The 24,935-nt window shown below is 38.6% G+C and carries 23 protein-coding genes and 1 riboswitch; of the genes, 11 read left to right on the top strand and 12 right to left on the bottom strand.

The genetic code is table 11. From position 1 onward, the window contains the following. Window positions 1–63: 63 nt before the first annotated feature. Window positions 64–1,251, top strand: coding sequence for an acetyltransferase domain-containing protein (locus BLR60_RS02490; protein ID WP_090496465.1), 1,188 nt, complete (start codon window positions 64–66; stop codon window positions 1,249–1,251). A 25-nt stretch (window positions 1,252–1,276) separates the two neighbouring features. On the opposite strand, the gene BLR60_RS02495 is transcribed toward BLR60_RS02490, so the two are convergent. The 3 genes from BLR60_RS02495 to mutS all read right to left on the bottom strand — a co-directional run bounded on the left by BLR60_RS02495 (window position 1,277) and on the right by mutS (window position 5,168). Next, the gene (locus BLR60_RS02495; protein ID WP_090496466.1) at window positions 1,277–1,744 is read right to left on the bottom strand and encodes a TlpA disulfide reductase family protein; all 468 of its coding nucleotides are present in this window, start codon (window positions 1,742–1,744) and stop codon (window positions 1,277–1,279) included. A 212-nt stretch (window positions 1,745–1,956) separates the two neighbouring features. Then, complete coding sequence (locus BLR60_RS02500) at window positions 1,957–2,484, bottom strand: C40 family peptidase (protein ID WP_090496467.1); 528 nt, start codon at window positions 2,482–2,484, stop codon at window positions 1,957–1,959. Window positions 2,485–2,555: 71 nt separating this feature from the next. Continuing rightward, a complete protein-coding gene (mutS, locus tag BLR60_RS02505) occupies window positions 2,556–5,168 on the bottom strand; it encodes a DNA mismatch repair protein MutS (RefSeq protein WP_090496468.1) in 2,613 nt (870 codons plus the stop codon). A gap of 631 nt (window positions 5,169–5,799) precedes the next feature. Between mutS and BLR60_RS02510 the strand changes: the two genes are divergently transcribed. Beyond that, window positions 5,800–6,114: an HPF/RaiA family ribosome-associated protein gene (locus BLR60_RS02510; RefSeq protein WP_090496469.1), complete on the top strand. Its 315-nt coding sequence runs from the start codon at window positions 5,800–5,802 to the stop codon at window positions 6,112–6,114. A 106-nt stretch (window positions 6,115–6,220) separates the two neighbouring features. On the opposite strand, the gene BLR60_RS02515 is transcribed toward BLR60_RS02510, so the two are convergent. The 4 genes from BLR60_RS02515 to BLR60_RS02530 form a co-directional block, all read right to left on the bottom strand. After that, the gene (locus BLR60_RS02515; RefSeq protein ID WP_090496470.1) at window positions 6,221–6,946 is read right to left on the bottom strand and encodes a menaquinone biosynthetic enzyme MqnA/MqnD family protein; all 726 of its coding nucleotides are present in this window, start codon (window positions 6,944–6,946) and stop codon (window positions 6,221–6,223) included. A gap of 160 nt (window positions 6,947–7,106) precedes the next feature. Further along, window positions 7,107–7,730 carry a histidine phosphatase family protein gene (locus tag BLR60_RS02520; RefSeq protein ID WP_090496471.1) on the bottom strand — a complete coding sequence of 208 codons (624 nt, stop codon included), beginning with the start codon at window positions 7,728–7,730 and terminating at the stop codon, window positions 7,107–7,109. Window positions 7,731–7,826: 96 nt separating this feature from the next. Next, window positions 7,827–9,020 carry an aminofutalosine synthase MqnE gene (gene mqnE / locus BLR60_RS02525; RefSeq protein ID WP_090496472.1) on the bottom strand — a complete coding sequence of 398 codons (1,194 nt, stop codon included), beginning with the start codon at window positions 9,018–9,020 and terminating at the stop codon, window positions 7,827–7,829. Window positions 9,021–9,467: 447 nt separating this feature from the next. Next, window positions 9,468–9,962 carry a hypothetical protein gene (locus BLR60_RS02530; RefSeq protein WP_244155569.1) on the bottom strand — a complete coding sequence of 165 codons (495 nt, stop codon included), beginning with the start codon at window positions 9,960–9,962 and terminating at the stop codon, window positions 9,468–9,470. A 124-nt stretch (window positions 9,963–10,086) separates the two neighbouring features. Between BLR60_RS02530 and BLR60_RS02535 the strand changes: the two genes are divergently transcribed. Next, window positions 10,087–11,202: a trans-sulfuration enzyme family protein gene (locus BLR60_RS02535; RefSeq protein WP_090496474.1), complete on the top strand. Its 1,116-nt coding sequence runs from the start codon at window positions 10,087–10,089 to the stop codon at window positions 11,200–11,202. A gap of 48 nt (window positions 11,203–11,250) precedes the next feature. Here the strand turns inward: BLR60_RS02535 and BLR60_RS02540 are convergent, their stop codons facing one another. Then, entirely contained in the window at window positions 11,251–12,270 is a 1,020-nt protein-coding gene (locus tag BLR60_RS02540; RefSeq protein WP_143009011.1) for a hypothetical protein, read from the bottom strand. Between the two features lie 204 nt (window positions 12,271–12,474). Continuing rightward, window positions 12,475–12,585, top strand: a riboswitch (SAM riboswitch). 260 nt (window positions 12,586–12,845) lie between these two features. On the opposite strand from BLR60_RS02540, the gene BLR60_RS02545 reads away from it, so the two are divergent. From BLR60_RS02545 to BLR60_RS02555, 3 genes are all read left to right on the top strand, one after another. Beyond that, window positions 12,846–14,177, top strand: a complete 1,332-nt coding sequence (locus BLR60_RS02545; RefSeq protein ID WP_090496476.1) for an O-acetylhomoserine aminocarboxypropyltransferase/cysteine synthase family protein — start codon at window positions 12,846–12,848, stop codon at window positions 14,175–14,177. A 30-nt stretch (window positions 14,178–14,207) separates the two neighbouring features. Further along, window positions 14,208–15,266 (top strand): homoserine O-acetyltransferase family protein, encoded by a 1,059-nt coding sequence (locus BLR60_RS02550; protein ID WP_090496477.1) that lies wholly within the window; start codon window positions 14,208–14,210, stop codon window positions 15,264–15,266. A 132-nt stretch (window positions 15,267–15,398) separates the two neighbouring features. Next, window positions 15,399–16,643 carry a homoserine dehydrogenase gene (locus BLR60_RS02555; RefSeq protein WP_090496478.1) on the top strand — a complete coding sequence of 415 codons (1,245 nt, stop codon included), beginning with the start codon at window positions 15,399–15,401 and terminating at the stop codon, window positions 16,641–16,643. A gap of 75 nt (window positions 16,644–16,718) precedes the next feature. Here the strand turns inward: BLR60_RS02555 and BLR60_RS02560 are convergent, their stop codons facing one another. The 4 genes from BLR60_RS02560 to BLR60_RS02575 all read right to left on the bottom strand — a co-directional run bounded on the left by BLR60_RS02560 (window position 16,719) and on the right by BLR60_RS02575 (window position 19,234). Then, window positions 16,719–17,063: a hypothetical protein gene (locus BLR60_RS02560; protein WP_090496479.1), complete on the bottom strand. Its 345-nt coding sequence runs from the start codon at window positions 17,061–17,063 to the stop codon at window positions 16,719–16,721. A gap of 2 nt (window positions 17,064–17,065) precedes the next feature. Next, window positions 17,066–17,866: a type II toxin-antitoxin system antitoxin SocA domain-containing protein gene (locus BLR60_RS02565; RefSeq protein ID WP_090496480.1), complete on the bottom strand. Its 801-nt coding sequence runs from the start codon at window positions 17,864–17,866 to the stop codon at window positions 17,066–17,068. Window positions 17,867–17,978: 112 nt separating this feature from the next. Next, window positions 17,979–18,428 carry a hypothetical protein gene (locus BLR60_RS02570; RefSeq protein ID WP_090496481.1) on the bottom strand — a complete coding sequence of 150 codons (450 nt, stop codon included), beginning with the start codon at window positions 18,426–18,428 and terminating at the stop codon, window positions 17,979–17,981. A gap of 35 nt (window positions 18,429–18,463) precedes the next feature. Further along, complete coding sequence (locus BLR60_RS02575) at window positions 18,464–19,234, bottom strand: queuosine precursor transporter (RefSeq protein ID WP_090496482.1); 771 nt, start codon at window positions 19,232–19,234, stop codon at window positions 18,464–18,466. Window positions 19,235–19,432: 198 nt separating this feature from the next. On the opposite strand from BLR60_RS02575, the gene BLR60_RS02580 reads away from it, so the two are divergent. The 5 genes from BLR60_RS02580 to BLR60_RS02600 all read left to right on the top strand — a co-directional run bounded on the left by BLR60_RS02580 (window position 19,433) and on the right by BLR60_RS02600 (window position 24,920). Then, entirely contained in the window at window positions 19,433–20,659 is a 1,227-nt protein-coding gene (locus BLR60_RS02580) for a multidrug effflux MFS transporter (protein WP_090496483.1), read from the top strand. A 181-nt stretch (window positions 20,660–20,840) separates the two neighbouring features. Then, window positions 20,841–21,986 carry a methionine aminotransferase gene (locus tag BLR60_RS02585; RefSeq protein WP_090496484.1) on the top strand — a complete coding sequence of 382 codons (1,146 nt, stop codon included), beginning with the start codon at window positions 20,841–20,843 and terminating at the stop codon, window positions 21,984–21,986. A gap of 20 nt (window positions 21,987–22,006) precedes the next feature. Next, a complete protein-coding gene (locus BLR60_RS02590) occupies window positions 22,007–22,810 on the top strand; it encodes a nitrilase family protein (RefSeq protein WP_208600553.1) in 804 nt (267 codons plus the stop codon). A 159-nt stretch (window positions 22,811–22,969) separates the two neighbouring features. Beyond that, window positions 22,970–24,004, top strand: coding sequence for a glycosylasparaginase (locus BLR60_RS02595; RefSeq protein ID WP_090496485.1), 1,035 nt, complete (start codon window positions 22,970–22,972; stop codon window positions 24,002–24,004). 31 nt (window positions 24,005–24,035) lie between these two features. Beyond that, window positions 24,036–24,920, top strand: coding sequence for a YegJ family protein (locus BLR60_RS02600; RefSeq protein ID WP_090496486.1), 885 nt, complete (start codon window positions 24,036–24,038; stop codon window positions 24,918–24,920). The last annotated feature ends 15 nt before the right edge of the window (window positions 24,921–24,935 follow it).

Below are 24,935 nucleotides of genomic sequence, written 5' to 3' on the forward strand. Positions count from 1 at the left end.
TTTTGATAAGGTGATTGATTATGGATATAAAATAATATATTTAAACAACCAAACCTGATTTTTATGGATGCTGATCACGTTTCACTGTCTAAACGTATTTTATCTATTGATATTCTTCGCGGGTTAGTGATGATTATTATGGCATTGGATCATACCAGAGATTTCTTTCATATAGGTGCCATGACAGCCGATCCGTTAAACCCTGAAACCACCACAGGGATATTATTTTTTACCCGGTGGATTACACATTTCTGTGCACCAACCTTTGTTTTTTTATCGGGTTTATCTGCTTATTTATCTGCACAGCATAAAACGGCAACCGAGGGGTCTAACTTTTTGTTAAAAAGAGGCTTGTGGTTAATATTGGTTGAAATTATAGTGATTACCCTAGGCTTAACGTTTAATCCATTATACCATTTTATTATCCTTCAGGTGATCTGGGCCATTGGCTGGAGTATGCTATTTTTAGCATTGGTTAGCCGTATTTCAACAAAAAGCGTACTTATGATAGGCTTAATTTTGGTTTTCGGACATAATCTTTTTAATTTATTTCCTGCTCCGGCAGATCCGGACGGTGGTTTGATCCTAAAAATTTTCTTTACCGCATCCGGAACAGTTGTACCACTATCCGGCAATCATTTGGTCGGTATTTTTTATGCCATCCTCCCATGGACAGGAATCATGTTTTTAGGTTATGGGTTTGGTGCATGGTATAAAAAAGGTTATGCCGCCGAACGCAGGCAACGAAATTTACTGTTTCTAGGCTTATTTACGATAGGTTTGTTTATCTTCCTGAGATTAATCAACGTATATGGCGATCCTGCCCCAAGAAAAGAATATCAAGATTTCTTTAAAAATGTACTTGCTTTTTTTAATGTGAGCAAATATCCACCGTCACTACAATATGCCGCATTGACTTTAGGTCCGGCTATCCTGTTTTTAGCTTTAACCGAAAACCTGAATAACTGGTTTACCAGGATAACGGCTGTATATGGCGCTGTACCTTTCTTTTATTATGTACTGCACTTTTATCTGCTTCATGCCCTACTTGTAGTTCTATTTTTTGCCGCAGGGTACACGAGCAAGGATATCGTACAAATTCCGTTCTGGTTTAGGCCAGCTACATTTGGCTTTGGTTTGCCCTTTGTTTATTTAATATGGTTTTGTGTAGTGGCGTCCCTATATCTTCCTTGCCGATGGTTTAAAAAATACAAGCAGACACACAAGCAATGGTGGCTAAGTTATATTTAGCCTCTTAAACATTTAACAGATTCATTTATTTAAAGTTTAACAAAGCCATATTAAGTTCATTCTCTGTAAACGCTTTCTCATAAAACTGTCTCTTTTTCTTATTTACAAATAAGGTAGCAGGAATAGCACCCGACCATTTTTTGTCGATTCGTTCTGTATATTGTTGCTGATCCGGTTCGTTTAAGAGAAACACCTCAGCATTAATGCTGTTCTGCTGTACAAATGGAATCACTGTTTTTTGTAATTTTGATTTAAAATCCAAGCTCACCAAAATTACCTTCACCGGCTTTTTTAAGTTGGCTAATCTTAGTTTCTCAAAGTTCGGCAACTCAGCTACACACGGGGAGCACCAGGTTGCCCAAAAGTTAATCACGTATGTAGTATCTTTTCCGTTGGCCATACGTTTATCCAAATCATCTAATTTGAGTAGCTTTACCTGTGCATTAACAGAATAAGTAATTAAAGATAAGCAGATTAGGAGAAACAGACGCATAAGTGGACAATGAAATTTGTAGTGGTTTTTTGTTTTACCATCCGTGATCTAAACAGTTGTTCGTCATTCCCGCGCAGGCGGGAATCTTAACGAAGCCTGCTAAGCCTTTGAGATTCATGGATAGGTCGGTAATTAAGAACCTGTATTAAAGTTTTCTCCCCGCCGGTACGGGCAGGCATTCCGTTGCACTCCAGTCGAAATGACGACATATATCAATTCACCGATCCAGATTTAACCAGCACACGTTGATAAGCAGGTAAATTTAAGTCATCAACAATCACTCCCCTGGTAGTGCTTGCATGTACAAAAAAACCGTTATTGAGGTAAACGCCAACATGGTCTACGTCATTTCCGCCGAAGGAAAAAAACACCAGGTCGCCTTCTTTCAGCCTCTCAATATTTTTATGTTTCACCATATTTGCCTGATCCCGCGAAATTCGTGGTAGCGTTACCCCATATATTTCTTTCTCCAGTAAAAAAGCGAAGCCAGAACAATCAATCCCACCTTTATCTAAGCCTCCAAAACGGTATTTTACACCTGTCCAATCGGTAATGAAACGATAGAGCGATTTGCTTTGTAAATTGGCCATGGCGTCAGCCGCTTTTGCTGCCTTCGTATCACTTTTAACGGTGTATTTTCTGGTACCGCAAGAAGAGAGGAAGAATATGATAGCTACTAAAAAGAATAAGTTTGTTTTCAGGCGGACGGTAAAAGGCGTATGGTTTAAGGTGAGCTGCATAAATATGATGTTAATGTATTAGCGGTTAAAATGTTTGTCTTTAAAACTTACCCCCTAACCGCTAACCCTTCTTAATTCTTAATCAATCGTTGTATTTCATCCAGTTTTAACAAAGCTTCTACAGGTGTTAACGCATTTACATCTAAATTATTTAGCGTATCACGAATTTTTACCAAAATTGGATCGTCAATAGCGAACATCTGTAACTGGTAAGCCTGGTTCTGAACTTTTTTTATACTGTCTTTTATGCTCTGTCCTTCTGTACGGTCTATTTCCAGTTTTTTCAGAATCTCGTTCGCACGGCCTATTAACTTGGTTGGCATACCGGCCATTTTCGCCACATGTATACCAAAGCTATGTTCACTGCCGCCAGGCACCAGTTTCCGTAAGAAAATCACCTTATTGGTCATTTCTTTTACCGATACATTGAAGTTTTTAATCCGTGGCATGGTGTTGGCCAGTTCATTTAGCTCGTGGTAGTGGGTAGCGAATAAGGTTTTTGGTCGTGCTGTTGGGTGCTGATGTAAAAATTCGGCAATGGCCCAGGCAATTGAGATACCATCGTATGTACTCGTTCCGCGACCAATTTCATCCAATAAGATCAGGCTATCGTCTGAAATATTGTTCAGAATACTTGCGGTTTCATTCATTTCTACCATGAATGTACTTTCTCCTGAAGAAATATTATCTGATGCCCCTACACGGGTAAAAATCTTATCTACTATACCTACCTCTGCATCTTTTGCCGGAACAAAAGAACCCATTTGTGCCATCAATACAATCAGTGCAGTTTGCCTTAAAATGGCCGACTTACCTGCCATATTGGGACCGGTGATCATAATAATCTGCTGACTATCCGTATCGAGATATACATCGTTGGTAATGTATTCTGTGCCCACAGGCAATTGTTTTTCTATTACCGGGTGGCGGCCACCTTTAATATCAAGCACTTTATTTTCCGTAACTTTTGGCTTGTTATAATGGTTTTTAGCCGCCAACTGCGCAAAACACAATAAACAATCAAGTTGAGCAATTAAATAAGAATCAAGCTGGATTGGTTTGATGTAGCTGGCGGTTTCGTACATCAGTTCGTTGTACAAACGGATTTCGATGGCCTGTATTTTTTCTTCCGCACCTAAAATCTGATCTTCGTATTCTTTCAGTTCTGGTGTAATGTACCTTTCGGCATTTACCAAAGTCTGTTTACGAATCCAGCCTTCCGGTACTTTATCTTTATGGGTATGGGTAACTTCTAAATAGTAACCGAAAACATTATTAAAGGCGATTTTTAGCGATGGAATACCTGTTGCTTCTGCTTCTCGCTTTTGGATCTGAACCAGGTAATCTTTGCCACCAAAAGCAATTTTACGCAAACGGTCTAAATCTTCGTCAACCCCATCGGCAATTACATTTCCTTTAATCAGCAATGCCGGTGGCTCGGCCTGCAATTCCCTTTCTATCCTTTCGCGGATGGCCAAACAAGGATTTAACTGATCCGCTATCTTAATTAGGAAAGGATTTTTAGATTCTGCAGCCAGTTTTTTAACAGCCTCAATATGATAAAGTGCACGTTTTAAAGCAACCAGTTCCCTCGGACCAACCCGTTGCAAACCTACTTTGGAAATCAAGCGTTCTAAATCGCCTATCTGTTTAATGTGGGAAAGAAATTCTTCCTGTAGCGTTTCGTTAGATACAAAGTATTCTACCATTCCCAGACGCTCCTGGATAGGTTTCAACTCTTTCAGTGGCATAATAATCCACTTCTGCAACAAACGCGCACCCATCGGGGTACAGGTATGATCCAGGATATCGAAAAGGGTTACAGCATTATCGTTAGGCGAATTCACCAATTCCAGGTTGCGGATGGTAAAACGGTCTAACCACATATAGCGGTCTTCCTCTATACGGCTAATCGAGGTAATGTGCTGTAGATTGCGGTGTTCTGTTTCACCTAAATAGTGTAAAATAACACCGGCGGCAACAATTCCACTTTGTAAACGCTCTACCCCAAAACCTTTTAATGAAGACACTTCAAAATGTTTCATCAGGGTTTCGTTTCCGAAATCAGTGGTAAAAGGCCATTCATCTAAACCAAAAGTGTAAAAACGGTCGCCGAAGTTTTCGGTAAAAACTTGTCGCTTTGATTTCTGAAAAATAACTTCTGTTGGCTTAAAGCCTTGTAAAAGTTTATCGATATAATCGCTGTTTCCTTGTGCAATCAGGAACTCACCTGTCGAGATATCTAAAAATGAAACGCCCAATTGTGTTTTATCGAAGAAAACGCAGGCCAGGAAATTGTTCGATTTCTGGTTTACAATGTTATCGCCATAAGCCACACCCGGTGTAACCAATTCGGTAACACCACGTTTTACGATGGTTTTAGTCGTTTTAGGATCTTCAAGCTGATCGCAAATGGCCACGCGCTGCCCTGCCCTAACCAGTTTAGATAAATAGTTATCCAAAGAGTGGTGTGGAAAACCAGCCAGCTCTAAAGCACCTCCATTAGGGCCGGTCCCTCTTCTGGTTAATACAATGCCTAAAATCTGTGCCGTTTTAATGGCATCTTCGCCAAAGGTTTCATAAAAATCGCCAACCCTAAATAGTAAAAGTGCGCCCGGATACTTCGCTTTTATCGCGTTGTACTGCTGCATTAACGGGGTTTCTTTATTTGTGTCTTTAGCCAAAACTGAAATGAGTTTACAAAAGCCATAAAGATAACACGAATAAGTATTTTACAACTGTTTTGTTGAAAAGTTGAAAGATTGTTTAAAAGAGGTGGTTAATCGTAGGGTATCACAATTAACCGGTGATAACAATTTAAACAGTTAACCGCTATTTGGAAATGAAGGGTTCTGTGCGTTTGGGCGTATGTAGTCCTGTTATCCGCTTTACTTCGTTACACTCCGTGCCCGCTCCTACCAGGTTTAGGTACAAAGGTCTGTCTAAGCCAGCTGCATAATAATTTTCTTCCTTCAGCAGTTAACCAGTTTATACAGTTTAAACAATTAACCACTATTTGGAAAATGAAGGGTGCTGTGCGTTTCGGGGTATGTGGTCCTGTTATCCGCTTTACTTCGTTACACTCCGTGCCCGCTCCTATCAGGTTTAGGTACAATGGTCTGTTTTAAGCCAGCTGCATAATAATTTTCTTCCTTCAGCAGTTAACCAGTTTATACAGTTTAAACAATTAACCACTATTTGGAAGTGATAGGTACAATGATCTGTTATAACCGGTTGTATAAATTTAACACTAATTAAAAACGTTTCTTATAGTTGTGTGTTACGTTTATATAATTTAACCTAATATTTTTAATTATGACGATCCAACTGAATACCGACAAAAATTTAACCATACACCAGGAATACGACGAAAAAATTCAAACACAGTTAAATGAAGGTTTGAGCAGATATAGCGATTTAATCACGCGTCTGGAGGTACATTTATCTGATGAAAATGGCAGTAAAGAGGGTTTAGACGACAAAAGATGTTTGTTAGAGGCCAGAATAACCGGAAAAGAACCTTTAGCCGTTACTAATATGGGTAATACCTACGATTTAGCCATTACAGGTGCTTTAACCAAGCTGAAAAGTGCACTGGAAAAAGTGGCCGGGAAAATGAAATCGCATTAATCAAAATGTTTATCGTCATTCCCGCGAATACAGGAATCTTAAAGCCTTTAAAATGCATTAGGATTCCCAATCAAGTTGGGAATGACGAATCTACAGAATAAATTATTTACAGCTGTTCAATATATCCCAAAAACAGATCCAAAGCTTTCTTTCTATCTTCTGTAACATCAAATTGCAATTTATGATATAAATAATCTTCCAGATCGAAGTTAGGTGATGCTGGTAACTCCTGTAAAACCTCTTTTCTATGGTTTAAGCCAAATTTTAAAGCGGCATTAAACTCATCTTTAAATTCTTGCGAAATTTCTTTATTGGCTACCCAGGCTGCATACATGAATGGTAAACCAGTAAATTTTTTCCATTCCGCTCCCATATCATAAGCATAATCAAAATCATCTTTCTTTCCAAAGGTCCTATCGCCGATCAAAACAAAAGCATCTGTTTTTGCGTCAGGATCAGTTGTGAATTCCACTTCTGTTTTCCAATGGAACTTCAGCAATACTTTCGCTAAATTATTGGAGGTACGCGAGTGGGCATCCAGCCTCACCGTTTTAATTTCCTGGGCTGGAACTTCACTAAAAATAAACACAGAATTTACGCCGCCATCACTTCCTATACAATAATCGGCTACAATGTTGGCATTTGGAACCAAGGGAATGGCTGCTACTGGCATTAAACCGATATCGGCCTGACCATTAATAACTTTGGCCGCGCAATCTGAAGGAATATCTAAGCTTAAATCAATTTTATTGATAATATCCGAATGTTCTAATCCGTATATAAAAGCTTTAGTATTGGTATAGGCAACAGCCGATATTTTAATCTTATTCAAGTTGTTATGTTTTGCGCTTCGCGTTAAGCGTATTATTAAATTACTAAACCGTCTAAACGGACGGCTTCCGCCATGGTTCGTGTCCTCACGAACCATTATATAAATCCCTTTATCTTGCCAACAGATCCTGAAACAAGTTCAGGATGACGAACTGATAAAGTTATCCAGCCACTAAACCATCTAAATGCACGGCACTATTAAACTCGAGTACAGTAAACTTACCATCTTCAAAACCCATTTTATAAAGCACGGTATTCTGATGTGGAAATTCGGTCATTTCGCTTAATGGTCTGCCCAACAATAAGCACAAGAAAACCCGCATTGCCCTACCATGCATACAAAGCAGTACCGTTTTTTCTTCAGGACGGGTCATCAAAACTTCCATCGGTTGTTTTAAACGTTCGTAAACATCCTGCACGCTTTCGCCACCTTCAAAATGAGCGGTATAATCTCCATTTTCCCAGCTTTGCAACATCTCCCGAAAAGCCTCACGCGCATCTTCAGTATTTGGTTTTCCTTCCCAAATGCCCCATGCCAGCTCATCTAATCCCGAAAGTTTTTCCCAGGGCAATTTGGCATCAATGAACTTCTGCACCGTTTGCCAGGTACGTTTTAAATCTGATGTGTAAATCTTATCGAAAGGAACATCCTTGTATTTTTGATAAAAAGCCTCGGCTTGTGCCCTTCCTAAATCATTTAGATCAGAATCTATACCTCTGCCCTGTACTATGCCTTGTCTGTTAAGTTCCGTTTCGCCGTGGCGTATGATGTATATTTCTTTCATATATAAGTTATTGAATGAGTGCGTTTTGAATGATTGAATGTAAATCTAACCCCGTTATTCTAAACACTCAATCATTTCCTCATTCTATCATTCATCTTAATTCACCACCGGTAGTTTATAGTATTGTGGTTTTTTCTCTTCCTCAAAAACAACGTTTTCAAAATCCGTAACTACGTTGTATAAAGTATCGCGTTCTATTGCTTTTCTCCCTACTTGTTTGATCAGTTCAACCAATTCTTTCGTAGTCATTGCAGGCGTTTGCTCTTCAGCACCGGCCATCGAATAAATTTTGGTGGTATCATCTAAAGTTCCGTCAATATCATCAACACCATAGTTTAAGGATAACTGTGCTGTTTCGCGACTGATCATCGCCCAATAGGCTTTAATATGATCGAAGTTATCCATATAAATCCGGGCAATGGCGTAATTTCTTAAATCTTCAATTACTGAAGATTCAGGTACATTGCTCATCTGGTTATGCTGATTTCTGAATTTTAAAGGAATAAAAGTTTGGAAACCACCGGTACGGTCCTGCAGTTCGCGGAGCTTTTCCATGTGATCTACGCGGTGCCAATATTTTTCGATATGGCCATAAAGCATGGTTGCATTACTGCGCATGCCCAGTTTGTGCCATTCTTCATGTATATCTAACCACTGCTGACCGGTACATTTATCTTTGGCAATCTGCTCTCTTATTTCTGGATGAAAAATCTCTGCCCCTCCACCTGGTATCGATTCCAGACCTGCTTCTTTCATCAAACGCATACCGGTTGCGTAATCAATCTTAGCTTTTTTGAAAATGTAATGGTATTCTACAGGTGTTAAGGCTTTCACATGTAAATCCGGACGATGTTGTTTAATAGCAGTAAACAAGGCCGAATAAAATGCCACATCATATTGTGGAAGCACCCCTCCTACAATATGTACCTCCGTTACCGGTTCACCATCGTATTTTTTAACAATATCTAGCATTTGCTCCATCGTTAAAGCCCAGCCTTCTTCTTTTTGCTTGATTAAACGGGAGTAAGAACAAAATTTGCAATCGTAAACACAAAGATTCGTAGGCTCTAAATGGAAATTTCGGTTGAAATAAGTTTTGTCGCCGTGTTTTTGTTCGCGTATAAAGTTGGCTAGAACGCCAAGGTAGCCCAGTTCTGCATGTTCATAAAGATACACACCTTCATCAAATGTAATGCGCTCTCCGTAAAGAACTTTGTGTGCTATGTTTTGTAATTCAGTTGATAAATTGGTATCAGCTAATATTTTTTCAACTTGCTCAGTTGTATTCATTCCTGATTTATTTTGAACAAAAATACAACAATGAGCCGATTTGAAAATCATTTTCTTGTAACAAACCGCGGTTTTTGAATGTGGAGTGAATTAATGAACCACGGATCAAAACAGATAAACACAGATTTAATACTTTATTTTTATAAACCTTAACTAACTTCGTCATCTGGACTGAAACGCAATGGAATGCCTGCCCGTACAGGCGAGGAGAGATCTAACTAGACTAATTTTCAGAGTGTTAAGTATGCAATGAAGTAAATGGACTAAATTTTTGTCTTACGATAATTAATAAATAAAGCCCTTAGACTCCGCTCAGCGTCACAAAGCTATCTCAAACTATCATAGAAAAGTTCTTGGGTACAATTCACTGTCTTAGAAGCAAACCATCAGCATAAAAAAAGCACCTCTTTTCAGAAGTGCTCTCGGGTATGTTTTTCAGTGTTAGATTTATCTTGCAGCAGGCGTAAAAGTTAATACGATATTTGCAGTTTTACCACCAAATTCGATTGGCGATTTCAAAATCATTTGTGTGCTCGAAAGATCAGTTAATATCAAACGGTAGCCCTCTGTTACGTTTTTAGCTTTATCACCTTCATAGATTTTTTTAAACTGGAAGGTTTGATCTTTTGGTGCAGCTGACCAGAAAATGGTTTGCATTACCGAACCACAAGCGCTTGATGCAGGTAAAGTGTAAGAACCATTACCGCTATTGGTTAAGTTCCATGTACTTCCCTCGAAACATTTGTAAGATTTTTCTCCAAATAATCCCTGAACAGCGCCATCAGGCAAGCCTTCTAAAGCTACATTACTTACTACCCACTCGCGAACAACTGTACCTCTGCTACCGGTTACGCCTGCAGTTACTCTTTTTGCCGTATTACAACTTTGTAACATTACTAACGTGGAACATGCAATTGCGATAGCTATAAATAATCTTTTCATTTCCTATGTAATTTTAATTTTGTCAAACTTGTTACATAAATCTTGCCAAAACCGTTACGAACCTTAAATTAGCGCCAAATTATTAAATTGCATCCCGAGATCACTTTGTTCAAAATCCTTTATCATGAAACCAGAAACCCTTGCTATTCACGCCGCTAATCTTGTAAAAATCAATACAGGTGATGTTACACCGCCAATTAATCTATCTACTACATTTTTTCGTGATGAAGACGGTGGTTATCCTGGCGGACACATGTATAGTCGGGTAAGCAATCCAAACCGGTCTGCTTTAGAAAACACTGTAGCTAAATTGGAATATGGCGAAGATGCGGCAGCCTTTTCCTCTGGTAATACCTGTGGTTTGGCTTTATTTCAGGCTTTGAAACCCGGCAGCCATATTATTGCACCGGATGATATGTATTGGGGCATTAAAAAACAATTACTGACTATTTTTAACGATAGTCTGGAGTTTGACTTTATTGATCAGACCGATTTAGATCTGATAAAATCGAGTATTAAACCCCATACCCAACTGATTTGGATCGAGACACCATCCAATCCACTATTAAAGGTTACCGATATTGAAGAGATTGCCAAAATTGCTAAAGCTAAAAGTATTGCATTGGTGTGCGATAGTACATTTGCTTCTCCCATTTTACAAAATCCGATTCTATTGGGAGCAGACATCGTGATGCATAGCAGTACAAAATACCTTGGCGGCCATAGCGATGTATTGGGTGGTATTTTAGTGACAGCTAAAAAGGACGAACTGTGGGACAAAATCAAAAATATCCAGCAAACTGGTGGAGCAGTTCCCGCTCCATTTGATTGTTTTCTGTTGACAAGGAGCATAAAAACCCTGGCCTATCGTATGAAAGGCCATTGTGAAAATGGAAAGATGGTAGCTGATTATTTAAATAACCATCCAAATGTTGAAGCTGTATTTTATCCGGGATTAGAAAGTCATCCACAGCATGAAATTGCTAAAAAACAGATGAAAGATTTTAGCGGGATGATGTCGTTTTTAGTTAAAGGCGATGTAGCAGCCGCTCATAAAGTGGTCAATAAAGTTAAATTGTTTGCACAGGCTACCAGTTTAGGCGGCGTAGAAAGTTTAATCGAACACCGTTATTCAGTAGAGGGTCCTGATAGCAAAACACCTAAAAATCTGCTCCGAATCTCTGTTGGATTAGAGCATGTGGATGATATTATTGCCGATTTAGCGCAGGCGTTAAGCTAAAGTTTTCTATAGTCCTATAAGGTTTCTGAAACCTTATAGGACTAAAATCTATTTCGGATTACAAACCGTAATTAACTTCAAAGAATAATTTGCCTCCAATGGTTCATTGGTCTGTGCTAAACGTTGCGAACCTGTATTCGCAGGGCAAGCAATGTCTCCTGCTGCATCATAAACGAGCCTGTTCCCGTTTGCTAGCAATTCTTTTGGTACATATACCTGTACTTTGGTAACTGAATAACCTGAAGGGAAATAACGCACATAATAACCGTCAGGATGTTTAGTCCAAATGCCGCTTGGTACATCGCTTCTTGGCGGAGCCATTCCTGCAATGATAGCATACTTCTCCATCTCGGCATAAGTATAATTACCGGAAGACACTAACTGACGGATATTATTTTCTGCCTCAAAAACAGCCCTCACGCCTGATGGCAATTGGTCTTTCGCCTTTTCCATGACATCGAAAGGCAAAATACCCAGGGCGCCACCTTCTAACTGTGTAAGTTGTTTAGGTGTTAATAGTTTAAGGGCAGTTACTTTAACTTGCCCGTTGTAATCAACAAATTTTGTTTTGGCTATAATCGTCCAGAGTAATGCTTGTATATCATGCTGTTCTACTTCGGGGTGTTTCTCTGCACTTTTCAAAACAGCAACCACAATCTCTTCTTTCGGGCCTAACACCGGAGCAAACATGTAGCCATCGCCTTTGGATGGCGCGAAAGTTCCGGCCATTAAGCAATAACTTTTATTGGTCATCTCATAAAGTCCCTCACAAAGCACAAAACCGCCCTCTGGATTTTTAGGTAATAGATACAAGGGTTGAGCTTTTAAATTTAAAGATGTAATAAAATCAGGCATTTTTTCACCTTCCCTGCTTACATCCTCAAAATTCGTGGTAATGGCCGCAGGCTGTTTCAAAAACTTGTCTACTCCTAAAGCCTTTGCACCCTGCACAGTGCCGATTTTTAATAATTTGTCTTTTAAACCGCCAAATTGAGCATTTGCAGTGCTAAAAGATATTACTGTGAATAGCAGGCCTAAACCCAGAACGCTTGTATTTTTCATCATCATATTTAGATAGGTAGCGCAAACTTAGAATTTTAAGCGTTAATTTTATATGAAAAGTTTTATTTATCAACTGAACCACTAAAATACATTGCTCATTTTCAGTTACTTATTTTAAATTCAAAATTTTATTTTGTATATTAAGAATAATTTTAGACATTTGAAATATTATTTGGCGGATAGCTGAATAAAAGTCAATCTTCACAGGTTGATTTATAAAGAAGTGGCGAGAGACTGGCTCGATGACCCACTGGCAACCCTCAGAGAGAGAAGGTGCCAATTCCTGACCGGGTAACATGGTGTTATCTGGAGATATAAATTAGAACTGATGCAAACATTAAATCTTCAATCGCTTAGCGGAACTAACGCAAACCTTAAAAAGGTAGAACAAACTTCTATTTCTTTTATTTGTGGCCACATGCCTGCGATGATTTGTATGTGCTGTTGCATACAGTAATTTAAAAATCTTCCTTTTTTGTTTCTTTCAAACTGGAAGGTCCCGGATAATCGGGATACGCCCTGCCGTTTTAGGATTAACTTAAGCTCCTTATCTGATCATTTAACAATTAAAAACAGAAATTATGTCAACATCATATAAATTTGAAACTTTACAATTACACGCTGGCCAGGAAATAGATCCAACTACAGGTTCAAGAGCGGTGCCAATATATCAAACCACTTCATACGGATTTAACAGCGCCGAGCATGGTGCCAATTTATTTGCATTAAAAGAGTTTGGTAATATCTACACCAGAATCATGAATCCGACCAACGATGTTTTCGAAAAACGTATTGCAGCTTTAGAAGGTGGTGTTGCAGCTTTGGCAGTAGCATCTGGTCAAGCTGCTCAATTTATTGCGCTGAATAATATTTTAGAGGCTGGAGACAGTATCGTTTCTTCTTCACATATTTATGGCGGAACGTATAATCAGTTTAAAGTAGCTTTTAAACGTTTAGGTATTCATGTAGATTTTGCGAATCCGGATGTACCGGAAGAATTTGAAGCTAAAATTACCGATAAAACCAAAGCCATCTATCTTGAAACCATTGGTAACCCGGCATTTAGTGTACCTGATTTTGAGAAAATTGCGGCCATTGCTAAAAAATATGATCTTCCTTTAGTGGTTGATAATACTTTTGGTGCAGGGGGCTATTTGTTTAAGCCCTTAGAACATGGTGCCAACATTGTGGTAGAATCTGCAACGAAATGGATCGGTGGTCATGGAACAAGTATTGGCGGTGTAATTGTTGACGGTGGAAACTACAATTGGGGCAACGGAAAATTTCCTCAATTCTCTGAGCCTTCAGCAGGGTACCATGGTTTAGTTTTTAGCGATGTTTTTGGTATTGGCGGGCCGTTTGGTAATATTCAGTTTATCATCCGTGCACGTGTAGAAGGATTAAGGGATCTTGGTCCTGCCCTATCGCCTTTCAATTCTTTTCTGCTGTTGCAAGGATTGGAAACCTTATCACTTCGCGTACAGCGCCACGTTGATAATGCCCTTGAACTGGCTACCTGGTTAGAAAATCATCCGCTGGTTAAGGAAGTACAATATCCGGGATTAGCAAGCAGCAAATACAATAATCTTGCGAAGAAATATTTAAGTAACGGTTTTGGTGCCGTACTATCTTTCGAATTAAATGGAAGCAAGGAAAACGCCACGCAGGTGATTGATCATTTAAAGTTGGTTTCGCATCTCGCTAATGTGGGCGATGCCAAAACATTGATTATACAGCCATCGGCAACAACCCACCAACAATTGAGCGAAGAAGAACAATTGGCTGCAGGTGTAAAACCAAATGCCTTAAGGGTTTCAGTCGGTATTGAACATATTGATGATATCAAGGCCGATTTTGAGCAGGCTTTTGCAGCCATTAATGCACAGATTTCTACAGAGCGTTTATTAGCCTAAGCCCGTTTATTTTCCGAATACAGCAAAACAATGAGTACAGCATCAACATATCATTACAATAAACAGTTTAAACTAGAAAGCGGAAAAAAAATCCGTAACCTACAGGTCGCTTATCAAACTTATGGTAAATTAAATGCCGCTAAAGATAATGTAATTTGGGTTTGTCACGCACTTACGGCCAATGCTGATGTTTTTGAATGGTGGGAAGGTTTATTCGGTCAAAATGCGTTGTTCAATCCAGAAGAGCATTATATCATTTGTGCCAATGTTTTGGGTTCGCATTACGGCAGTACCAATCCGTTAAGTACCAATCCGGTAACGGGCTTGCCTTATTACCTTTCGTTTCCGCAGTTTACCATCCGCGATTTGGTATCGGCACACCAGTTATTGGCTTCGCATTTAGGAATTGATTATATAAAATTATTAATCGGCGGATCTTTGGGTGGGCAACAAGCGGTGGAATGGAGTATTTCGGAGCCAAATAAAATTGAAAACCTGATCCTGATTGCTACTAATGCAGCACATTCTCCCTGGGGGATTGCATTTAACGAAAGTCAGCGTTTAGCCATTACTACCGACAGAACTTTTTACGCCAACCAACCAAACGGTGGTAGCAAAGGTTTAAAAACAGCGCGTAGCATTGCACTATTAAGTTATAGAACCTATAATGCCTATGGCAGTACACAGGTAGAAAGTGTAAACGATAAGACTGACAATTTTAGATCGTCTTCTTACCAGAATTATCAGGGTGAAAAATTGATTAACCGATTTAATGCATATAGTTATTATTATTTAACCAAAGCCATGGACAGCCATAATGTGGGGCGTAACCGCAAGAGTATTGGTGATGCATTAAAATTAATTAAGGCGAATACCCTGGTTATTGGAATAGAAAACGATGTATTATTTCCGCTTTCAGAGCAGAAATACCTGGCCGATCATATCCTTGGGGCAGAATTTTGTGCCTTGCATTCTGATTATGGACACGATGGTTTTTTAATCGAAACCAATGCTTTAACCAATGTAATCGGAAACTTTATGAAAGAAAGCCGTAACAAGAAAATAATCAAACTACAGCATACGGCTTAAAAAGGTAGAGGGTTGAGGGGATAAAGGTAGAAGGTAAGAAAACTGGATACCGGAATAAAATTTTAAAAAAATACAAAAATAAGAACAGCTATATCGGTGTAATCCACCTATCTGTATAATCACTTTATAACAATGAGTAAGAATTTAAAAATCGGTTTATTTGGTTTTGGTGTTGTAGGACAAGGTTTATTGGATATTATCCAAAGCCAGAACCTAAACCTGGAGATCATTAAAATCGCGATAAAAGATCCAAGAAAAAAACGTACCCTCAATAAGGATCTGTTTACTACCGATCGAAACGAGATACTGAACAATACGGAGATTAATACAATTGTAGAATTGATCAATGATGCCGATGCGGCGTATGAAATTGTAACTACAGCATTAAAAAATGGCAAAAATGTAGTTTCCGCCAATAAAAAGATGATCGCCACACACTTAAAAGAGTTGGTAGATTTACAACAAAAGCACGGAACATCCTTATTATATGAAGGAGCAGTTTGTGGCAGTATTCCAATTATCCGCAATTTAGAAGAGTACTACGATAATGAATTATTCCATGCTTTGAGTGGAATTTTTAATGGCTCATCTAATTATATTTTATCAAAAATATTCAATGACGGACAAAGTTATGATTCGGCATTAAAAGAAGCACAGGATTTAGGCTTTGCCGAAACCGATCCGATTTTAGACGTAGGTGGATACGATCCGAAATATAAACTGGCCATCGCTACTGCACATGCCTATGGCTTATTTGTAAATCCTGATGTCATTTTAAACATCGGGATACAAAACCTATCCAACAATGATATTAAATATGCGCGTGAGAAAAACTTTAAAATTAAGTTGGTTCCTACAGCACGCAAAGTAAACACAAAAGATATCGTGACCTATGTGCTTCCCAAGTTGGTAGCGAAGGATGATTTCCTTTATAACGTAGAAAATGAATACAATGCCGTAGCCGTTCAGGCGGCTTTTGCAGATAAACAATTCTTCTATGGTAAAGGTGCGGGTGGCCATCCTACCGGTGCTGCTGTACTTTCTGATATTGCGGCTTTACGTTACGATTATCGTTATGAATACAAAAAATACCATTCAGAAAATGGTGTAAAACATACAGCGGAAATTCTTTTAGAAGTCTATTTGCGTTACGCAGATGAAGATCTGATTACTTTACTGGAATTTGATAATATTAGTGAGCGTTATGCGGCCAGTAGTTATAAATATGTGGTGGGTACGGTTAAGTTAGAAAGTTTGATTAAAAACCGCGATTTGCTTTTAGATCAATCTGTTTTTGTGGCTTACACCGGCAGACAGATTTATAAACAGGAGCAATTGAGTGAAAATGTTTTTGCCTCAGAACTAGCAAGCCTGTAATTTATTTTTAAGGTTAATTTTTTTTATTTGTTTTGTTGTTAAGTATAAAGGTTGGAGCGAGTCCGACCTTTTGCGTTATTTAAAATTGTCTAGAATACGCTGCCTGTCTTCGTTTTCCTTATCGTTTTTATGATAAAGCTCAATAAAAACAATCTTTTTTTCTTCTTCGAAATAAGCATAAATCAATCTCAAGCCAGAGTTTACTCCCCGTCCTTTTAAACTATCACAGGTAATTTTTTTAATTTTAATTACACATGTAATAATATCTAAATTATCAATACGAAAGCTAAAAGGATTGCGTTCATCAGGCTTTACCCTTAAAATTATCTTTACATCTTCCAAATCAGATTGCAAGCTACGATATCGCTTCAAAAGCTTTTTTAGATCCTTATCAAATTCGTTTAGTGATTCGAAAACCATAGTTAATCGTTATCATCTTCATCATACACCCGAACAGAATAAGGTAGTTCCCGATAGAAAGCTAAATTATAACTGATATCTTTACCTTCTTCAGTAACTTCCCAGGGTAGATCTTTATGCGAATAATCGCTTATGGCTGTGGCAGACCAATCGCTCATCTGCTCAATCACTTTATCTATAACATCCTTTTCGCTGGCTTTAAGTCCGGTTAAATCAGCTTTTTCAAGTGGCAGGTAACGCTTTTGCGGAAAACCTTTAAATTCTGTTTTGATCCGTTGAAGCTGATTGGCATCTATCATTTGACTGATGATAGCATCTAATTTTTGAGGAACAGGGCCATATGGCAACTTTTTATACCTCGCTCCTGTTAAATGCTCTTCGTACAACTCGTAATAATTGAAATCAGAAAAATAAAGAAGTTTATATAGTACGGTTTCACCCACATTAGGTTTGCCGGCACAACGCTCTAATATATAAAGTAAAACATTTTTAAATTTATTTATATTTAAGGTTGGAACAGAAACACGTTCTGAGGTAACCTTCTCTTGTGATGTGCCAGATGGCTGCAAACTTTGATTGGACAGAAAAGCCTTGGTCATAAAATCATCCAGTGAAAAACCTAGCGCTATGGAAATTTTTTGCATTTCAATTAGGCTAACGCCGCGGTTTCCCAACTCGATCTGTGTTAAAGACGGCCTTGAAATGGCGATACTTTTGGCTAAATCTTCTTGAGAAATACCTTTTTTTGATCGTAGGCTGGCGATTCTTTCCCCAATTTCTTTTTTCGATAGTTCGTATCCCATAACACAAAGCTACGAAATGATTCGAAACGAAACAACGAAATGATTCATTTTAAAACAATATTGTTTTAAAATGTTCCTCAACTTTCAGAAATACAGATCGAAGAAATGCTTATTATTTTATTTTGATGTATTTTTCAATGATTACACGGTCTACCCCAGCCTTTTCCACCTTCTCTACACCTTTCTGAATCAAGGTATCATGATGGATGGAGAGTTTGAACTTAAAATGCTTGTCTTCCCAATTTTTGTCTTTATAATATTCAAGGTGCTCCGCGTAATCATCGCCCTTTAAAACGTAGGTTCCACCTCCTGCGTCAAAACCAGTGCTATCCTTCGGATCAAGGCTATGTTTCAAAAAAGCAAAATGGGTGTTATTGAATAGTTTGATCATTTTTACTTTTCCGGAATAATCAGTGGTTTGGCTGTTTCCATTTTCGATTGTTGTAGCCGATAACAACTGCCAGGTACCCTGAATATTTAGCGCCGAATCTTTTTTGTTTCCATCTTTATTTGCACATGAAAATAAGAAAAGCACTGCTAATAGCATCAATATGTTTCTCATAAGTTAGATTATTTGGTATTGAGTTGTTTTAATAATTATCCCCTGCCTGCCATTTTGATCAGTTTATGTGCAAGGTCTTTGCCTAAATAACGATCTATGATAGCATGTACAAGATATAAAATTGGAGTCATTAAAATGGCAACAATAAATTTATAGGTATAATTCACCAAACCGATTGCGGCAACCATTTTCCAGCTGTAGTGGTATTGTGGGTTTAAATAAAATGCGATGAAAATCACCACAAAACTATCAATTAGCTGAGAAACCAACGTAGAGCCCGTAGCACGCAGCCATAGCGCACGTTCACCGGTTAGTTTTTTAATGCGGTGGAAAATGAGCACATCTGCCATCTGCCCGATAATAAAAGCGGTGATGGAACCTGCGATAATCCACATGCCCTGTCCAAAAATCCCGGCAAAAGCATTATTCATATTTAAGTCTTCACCATTAATTTTTTGGTGTACCCAAAAATCGGCAGCACTTAAATGCATCGATCCCCATACCACCAAAAAGGCAAAAGCGATTAAAATGGAGGTAAGTATAGATAAAAAACGAACCTGCTTTACGCCAAAATATTCGTTTATAATATCTGTCATGATGAAAATAATGGGCCAGGTTAATACACCGGCAGACATTACAAAAGACAGATTTGGAACACCAAGCAAATTGATATCGAACTTTTTAAAACCCAGCGTTTCTTCAACACTGAACAATTTAACGCCAATAAATTCTGATAATATAGCATTTGCTACGAAAAAACTACCCAGAATGAGTAGCAAACGGCTTTCTTTTGTCTTAAAAGTCATAGACTATAAATCTATAAATAAATAGCAGATTTAACACACCGATCTTCACATTTTTAACATAGATGATAAAACGCTTATAGAGTAGCCTCTTTATGGTCTATGGATTAAAATATGATTTTTACAATCATTCGACCATAAAAATAGGTTAGCAACATAAATCTCCCAATCTTTGCGCCATCAAAAACCGGTAATCTTTTCATGGCTAAAAAACAACATTTCTATCTTATACTCATTTTAGGCTCATTGGCTGCTCTTGGCCCTTTTTCAATCGACATGTATTTGCCTGGCTTTGTTGATATTGCAAAGGATTTAAAAAGTACCGAATCTACAGTAGCACTCTCTTTATCCAGCTTTTTTATCGGAATTTCTGCTGGCCAGTTATTGTACGGTCCGCTGTTGGATAAGTTTGGACGGAAAAAACCGCTATACTTTGGGTTGGCGCTTTATATTTTTGCTTCCTTTTTATGCTTGGCGGTAACTGATGTAAACCAATTGATTGTTTTACGTTTTGTACAGGCCATTGGAAGTTGTGCCACTGCAGTAGCCTCAGTTGCTATGGTAAGAGACCTGTTTTCTGTAGAAGAAAGCCCAAAAGTATTTGCTTCTTTAATGTTGGTGATCGCTGTTTCGCCTATGCTGGCCCCAACTGCCGGTGGTTATTTAATTTCGGCCCTGGGCTGGAAATATGTATTTGTATTTTTAGGGTTGATGGCTATTTTAATGCTCCTGGCTTCAATATTTAAATTACCAGAAAGTTATAAACCAGACCCGAATTATTCTTTAAAACCAAAGCCAATTTTAACCAATTTCTTTACCGTTTTGAAAGAGCCGCAATTTTACACTTATGCTTTAATCAGTTCAATTACCTTTTCAGGCTTATTTGCGTATGTATCTTCTTCGCCAACCGTATTTATGAAAATATACGAAGTAAGTAAAACTGGTTATGGATGGATTTTCGCCTTATTATCGATTGCCTTTATTGGGGCAAGTCAGGTAAATAGCTTCATATTAAGATGGTTTACCAGTAAAAAAATTGTCACCTACGCGCTAATTGCACAATGTATTTTCAGTTTAATGTTTTTGATTTTTGCTTTAAATAATTGGTTGAATTTATATTCTACCATAGGTTTCATTGCATTGTTTTTGGCATGTTTAGGCCTGATTAATCCTAATGCCGCCGCCTTGTCACTCGCACCATTCTCTAAAAACGCGGGCAGTGCATCTGCACTTATGGGTGCCTTGCAAATGGGTTTAGGTGCCCTGGCTTCGGTAATGGTAAGTTTATTTAGCGAACACTCGGTAGTACCGATGCCTTTGGTTATGACAGCCGCGGCGTTTATCGCACTTTGTTGTTTGTTAATCGGCAGCAGGTTTATCACTAATGAAGTAGAGGCATCAGGTGATGCTGCCGTTGCAGCGCATTGATCGATAAGCTGAAATAGAATCTGCCAAGCCAAGTGTTTAACTTAATTCAATGCTATAAATTTAATGTAAGCGTATAACACTTTTGCAAATAATTCCAATAGGTACAATCTCAATCATTTAGCAAGGCTTATCGCATAGGTTTTTAAGTCTTAAGCTTTTTTTTCCTATTTTCGCTTATAAGATGCTTCATATACAATCTAAACTTCCTGGCATAAATACCACCATTTTTTCGGTGATGAGTAAACTTGCCGCTGAACACAGTGCCATTAATCTTTCTCAGGGATTTCCAGACTATGCCTGCGATCCGAAACTAATAGAATTGGTGAATAAAGCCATGAAAGATGGTTTTAATCAATATGCGCCAATGCCTGGTTCTGCTTTTTTAAAAGAAACCATTGCAGAGAAAGTTGAAAAGCTTTATGACATCAAGTATAATCCTGATACAGAAATTACGGTTACAGCAGGTGGAACGCAGGCCATTTTTACCGCACTGGCAGCCATTATCAATGCTGGTGATGAGGTTATTATTTTTGAGCCGGCTTACGATAGCTATGCGCCTACGGTTAAATTGCTGGGTGGCCTGGTTAAAACTTATGAACTTGCCCCGCCAAATTATGCAATTGACTGGGATATGGTTAAGAAGTTGTTTACGGTAAAAACAAGAATGATCATCTTAAATACCCCACAAAACCCTACAGGTAGTATTTTATCATCAGATGATATGAAATCGCTTATTAAACTTATTAGCGGCAGCGATATTGTGATTTTAAGCGACGAAGTTTATGAACACCTCATTTATGATGGACAAAAACACCAGAGTGTAATGTGCTATCCAGAATTGAGGCAAAGAAGTTTTATTGTGGCCTCTTTCGGCAAGCTTTTACATGCTACGGGCTGGAAACTGGGGTATTGCCTTGCCCCGGAGGATTTAACCAAAGAATTTAGGAAGGTACACCAATTTAATGTTTTCAGCGTTAATAGTCCCATGCAGCAGGCCATTGCCGAATACATTAAAGAACCGGAAAATTATAACGAAATTAGTAGTTTCTTTCAACAGAAAAGGGATTACTTTAGAAATCTCCTGGCCGAAAGCCGCTTTAAACTTTTGCCTTGTAATGGTTCGTATTTTCAATGTGCAAGTTATAGCGATATCAGCGACGAAAAAGACACCGATTTTAGCATCAGGTTGATCAAAGAATTTGGAGTGGCCACCATTCCGGTTTCTGCATTTTACCAAAAAGCAACTGACCATAAAATTATCAGGTTCTGCTTTGCTAAAGAAAATGCTACGCTCGCCTTAGCTGCAGAAAAACTTAAAAAGATTTAACCAGACTAAACCGATATACCATGGAAGCACCTGTTTACACCCAAATTGAAAATCTGAAAGTAACTGTTTTTCAAGCTTATCTTTTTTGGGAAAACATCGAGAAAAACCTTTTGAATCTGGCGCTGAGATTATCGATGGGTGTAAGGGAGAAAACGGATATTATTATCTTGCCCGAGATGTTTAATACGGGTTTTAGCATGAATTCTGAAGCTTTGGCCGAAGAAATGGGTGGAAAAACAATGCAATGGATGCAGAAAATGGCGCATCAGTACAATTGTGTTGTTACAGGAAGTTTAATTATTAAAGAAAACGATCAATATTTTAACCGCCTGATCTGGATGGAGCCAGATGGTAAAAATCAGCATTACGATAAACGCCACCTGTTTGGTATGGGTAATGAAGATCAGCATTTTAGTCCAGGTAAAGAAAAACTCATTGTAGAACTTAAAGGCTGGAAAATCAGGCTGGCCATTTGTTACGATTTAAGGTTTCCGGTTTGGTTACGTAATGTAGATCAGGAATACGATATCCTACTCCTGGTGGCCAACTGGCCTGATAAACGTTCGGCACACTGGAAGGCATTGATTCCAGCCCGGGCGATAGAAAACCAAAGTTATGTAATTGCGGTGAACCGTGTTGGACATGATGGAAACCAGATTTACCACAGCGGATTATCGATGTGTCTCGATCCATATGGCAATACTGTTTATTATAAACCAGAAGATGAAGATTTGTATACTTTCAGTATCAACTACGAAGAACTGGTTAAGGTCAGGAGACAGTTTCCATTTTTAAAAGATGCCGATCATTTTACAATTGAATAGTACGCAATGATCAAATCACACTGTAAGACCATAGTAAAACGATTAATTATTTCAAAATACTGATCATCAAATCGCAATTAGCACGATTAAAGCGATTTAAAAATATCATAATCAACCACTTTGTTAAATAAACCATAAACCAGTTAATCAACCCTCTACATGTTTAACCGCCGTAAATTTATAAAAGCTTCTGCCCTATCAGCCGGACTGATGGCTATTGATAAAAGCAGTATCGCCAATGCTATTCCAAATAAATCGTCAAAAGCAGCAAATTTTCCCATTGTCATTTCTACCTGGGATTTTGGAATTGCGGCAAATGCTGATGCCTGGAAAGTTTTATCGTCTGGCGGTCGCGCTTTAGATGCAGTAGAACAAGGTGTTTGGGTACCGGAAGCCGATGAAAAAAATCAATCTGTAGGTTATGGCGGTTTGCCCGACCGTGATGGTCATGTTACGCTTGATGCCTGTATTATGGACGAATTGGGTAATTGTGGTGCTGTTTTGGCACTAGAGCATATTAAACATCCCATCTCGGTAGCACGTAAAGTGATGGAAAAAACGCCGCACGTTATGTTGGCTGGTGATGGCGCTTTACAGTTTGCATTGGAACAGGGTTTCAAAAAAGAGAACCTGCTTACCCCTGCCAGCGAAAAAGCATGGAAAGAATGGCTAAAAACGGCGAAATATGCGCCGGTAATGAATATCGAAAATAAACTTTACGAAAAAGCAGCGCCGCAAAAATTGCCAGGAAATCAATACAACCATGATACCATTGGAATGTTGGCTATTGATGCGATGGGTAATATTTCTGGCGCCTGTACCACCAGCGGCATGGCTTATAAATTACATGGTAGAATTGGCGATAGTCCGATTATTGGCGCTGGCCTTTATGTAGACAATGAGGTTGGCGGTGCAACATCAACCGGTGTAGGCGAAGAAGTGGTACGGAATGTAGGCTCCTTCCTGGTGGTAGAGCTGATGCGCCAGGGTTATGCGCCGGAAGCAGCATGTAAGGAGGCAGTAATGCGTATCATCAAAAAAAAGCCGGAAACGGCCAAAAACATACAGGTAGGATTTTTAGCCATCAATAAAAAGGGCGAATATGGTGCTTATGCCATCCAACAGGGCTTTAGTTATGCCGTTTGCAATGCTGAAAAGCAAGATCTTTTAATTAAAGGTAAAAGTTACTATTAGCATCATTAATCTCTCCAATAACAAGCAATAAATGGGATTGTTATCTAAAATTTTCGGCAAAAAGAATGTAGAAGAACGTAAGGGCGAACCTGATATGGTTTATATTTCAAACGAAGATGAGCGTATGCGTTGGGCGATTGAAAAGGCTGGTTTAACACTTTGGTATTTCGAAGAAAGTCTTTCCAATCCACAACCACATCAAGCTTACTTCTCGGTTAAAGCTCATATCAGAGACGGGGAATATAGCGAGCATATTTGGCTTACTGAACCTCATTTTGACGATGAAGGAAATCTGTTTGGTACCGTTGGTAACGATCCTGTTGATGTGAAAACGGTTAAATTAAATCAAAAAATTGGTATTTCTGGTGATGATATATCGGATTGGATGATTATTGAAAACGGTCGTTTAATTGGTGGCTATACCATTCGAGCAATTAGAGACGGCCTGGCTGAGAAAGATAAAACTGCATTTGACGATAGTATAGGTTTATACATTGATGAAGGTGTAGATCATTTCAAAGTTAATCTGGAGACGCCTGAAGGTGCCATACTTTCGATTGAGAAGGCTTACATCAATAAAGACATCGATGCAGCAATGGATTGTAAAGATTTTTACGAAGAAGCGAAATCTTTACTTTCGGGGATGAACATGGCAGTTGAAATTGATCAGGATATTATCAACGAAACGGCCGAAGTGCTGAAACTGTCTTTCATCAATAACATTGAAGCGCATGGCTTTCCTGATTTCTCAAACATTAAAAATGCATTTCCAGAACGTAAAAAGGTTGATGAGACACATTGGGTAATTACTGAAGTGTGTTGGTACCCGGATGGAGGAAAGTCTGTACAATTGCTAAATACCTTTAAATCGCCAAAGGGATGGGTAGTTCTAGGTCCGGCGGATTCGATAGAATAAGATGGCTTAATAATA

Source organism: Pedobacter terrae (assembly GCF_900100705.1).
Lineage (GTDB): Bacteria > Bacteroidota > Bacteroidia > Sphingobacteriales > Sphingobacteriaceae > Pedobacter > Pedobacter terrae.

Bases quoted from the DNA above. Each gene is read 5' to 3' on its own strand.
- mqnE (WP_090496472.1), bottom strand. From the start codon at position 9,020: ATGAATACAACTGAGCAAGTTGAAAAAATATTAGCTGATACCAATTTA.
- BLR60_RS02555 (WP_090496478.1), top strand. From the start codon at position 15,399: ATGAGTAAGAATTTAAAAATCGGTTTATTTGGTTTTGGTGTTGTAGGA.
- BLR60_RS02585 (WP_090496484.1), top strand. From the start codon at position 20,841: ATGCTTCATATACAATCTAAACTTCCTGGCATAAATACCACCATTTTT.
- BLR60_RS02575 (WP_090496482.1), bottom strand. From the start codon at position 19,234: ATGACTTTTAAGACAAAAGAAAGCCGTTTGCTACTCATTCTGGGTAGT.
- BLR60_RS02510 (WP_090496469.1), top strand. From the start codon at position 5,800: ATGACGATCCAACTGAATACCGACAAAAATTTAACCATACACCAGGAA.
- BLR60_RS02595 (WP_090496485.1), top strand. From the start codon at position 22,970: ATGTTTAACCGCCGTAAATTTATAAAAGCTTCTGCCCTATCAGCCGGA.
- BLR60_RS02500 (WP_090496467.1), bottom strand. From the start codon at position 2,484: ATGCAGCTCACCTTAAACCATACGCCTTTTACCGTCCGCCTGAAAACA.
- BLR60_RS02590 (WP_208600553.1), top strand. From the start codon at position 22,007: ATGGAAGCACCTGTTTACACCCAAATTGAAAATCTGAAAGTAACTGTT.
- BLR60_RS02540 (WP_143009011.1), bottom strand. From the start codon at position 12,270: ATGATGATGAAAAATACAAGCGTTCTGGGTTTAGGCCTGCTATTCACA.
- BLR60_RS02490 (WP_090496465.1), top strand. From the start codon at position 64: ATGGATGCTGATCACGTTTCACTGTCTAAACGTATTTTATCTATTGAT.
- BLR60_RS02580 (WP_090496483.1), top strand. From the start codon at position 19,433: ATGGCTAAAAAACAACATTTCTATCTTATACTCATTTTAGGCTCATTG.
- BLR60_RS02570 (WP_090496481.1), bottom strand. From the start codon at position 18,428: ATGAGAAACATATTGATGCTATTAGCAGTGCTTTTCTTATTTTCATGT.
- BLR60_RS02560 (WP_090496479.1), bottom strand. From the start codon at position 17,063: ATGGTTTTCGAATCACTAAACGAATTTGATAAGGATCTAAAAAAGCTT.
- BLR60_RS02565 (WP_090496480.1), bottom strand. From the start codon at position 17,866: ATGGGATACGAACTATCGAAAAAAGAAATTGGGGAAAGAATCGCCAGC.
- BLR60_RS02535 (WP_090496474.1), top strand. From the start codon at position 10,087: ATGAAACCAGAAACCCTTGCTATTCACGCCGCTAATCTTGTAAAAATC.
- BLR60_RS02530 (WP_244155569.1), bottom strand. From the start codon at position 9,962: ATGAAAAGATTATTTATAGCTATCGCAATTGCATGTTCCACGTTAGTA.
- BLR60_RS02495 (WP_090496466.1), bottom strand. From the start codon at position 1,744: ATGCGTCTGTTTCTCCTAATCTGCTTATCTTTAATTACTTATTCTGTT.
- BLR60_RS02600 (WP_090496486.1), top strand. From the start codon at position 24,036: ATGGGATTGTTATCTAAAATTTTCGGCAAAAAGAATGTAGAAGAACGT.
- BLR60_RS02545 (WP_090496476.1), top strand. From the start codon at position 12,846: ATGTCAACATCATATAAATTTGAAACTTTACAATTACACGCTGGCCAG.
- BLR60_RS02520 (WP_090496471.1), bottom strand. From the start codon at position 7,730: ATGAAAGAAATATACATCATACGCCACGGCGAAACGGAACTTAACAGA.
- BLR60_RS02550 (WP_090496477.1), top strand. From the start codon at position 14,208: ATGAGTACAGCATCAACATATCATTACAATAAACAGTTTAAACTAGAA.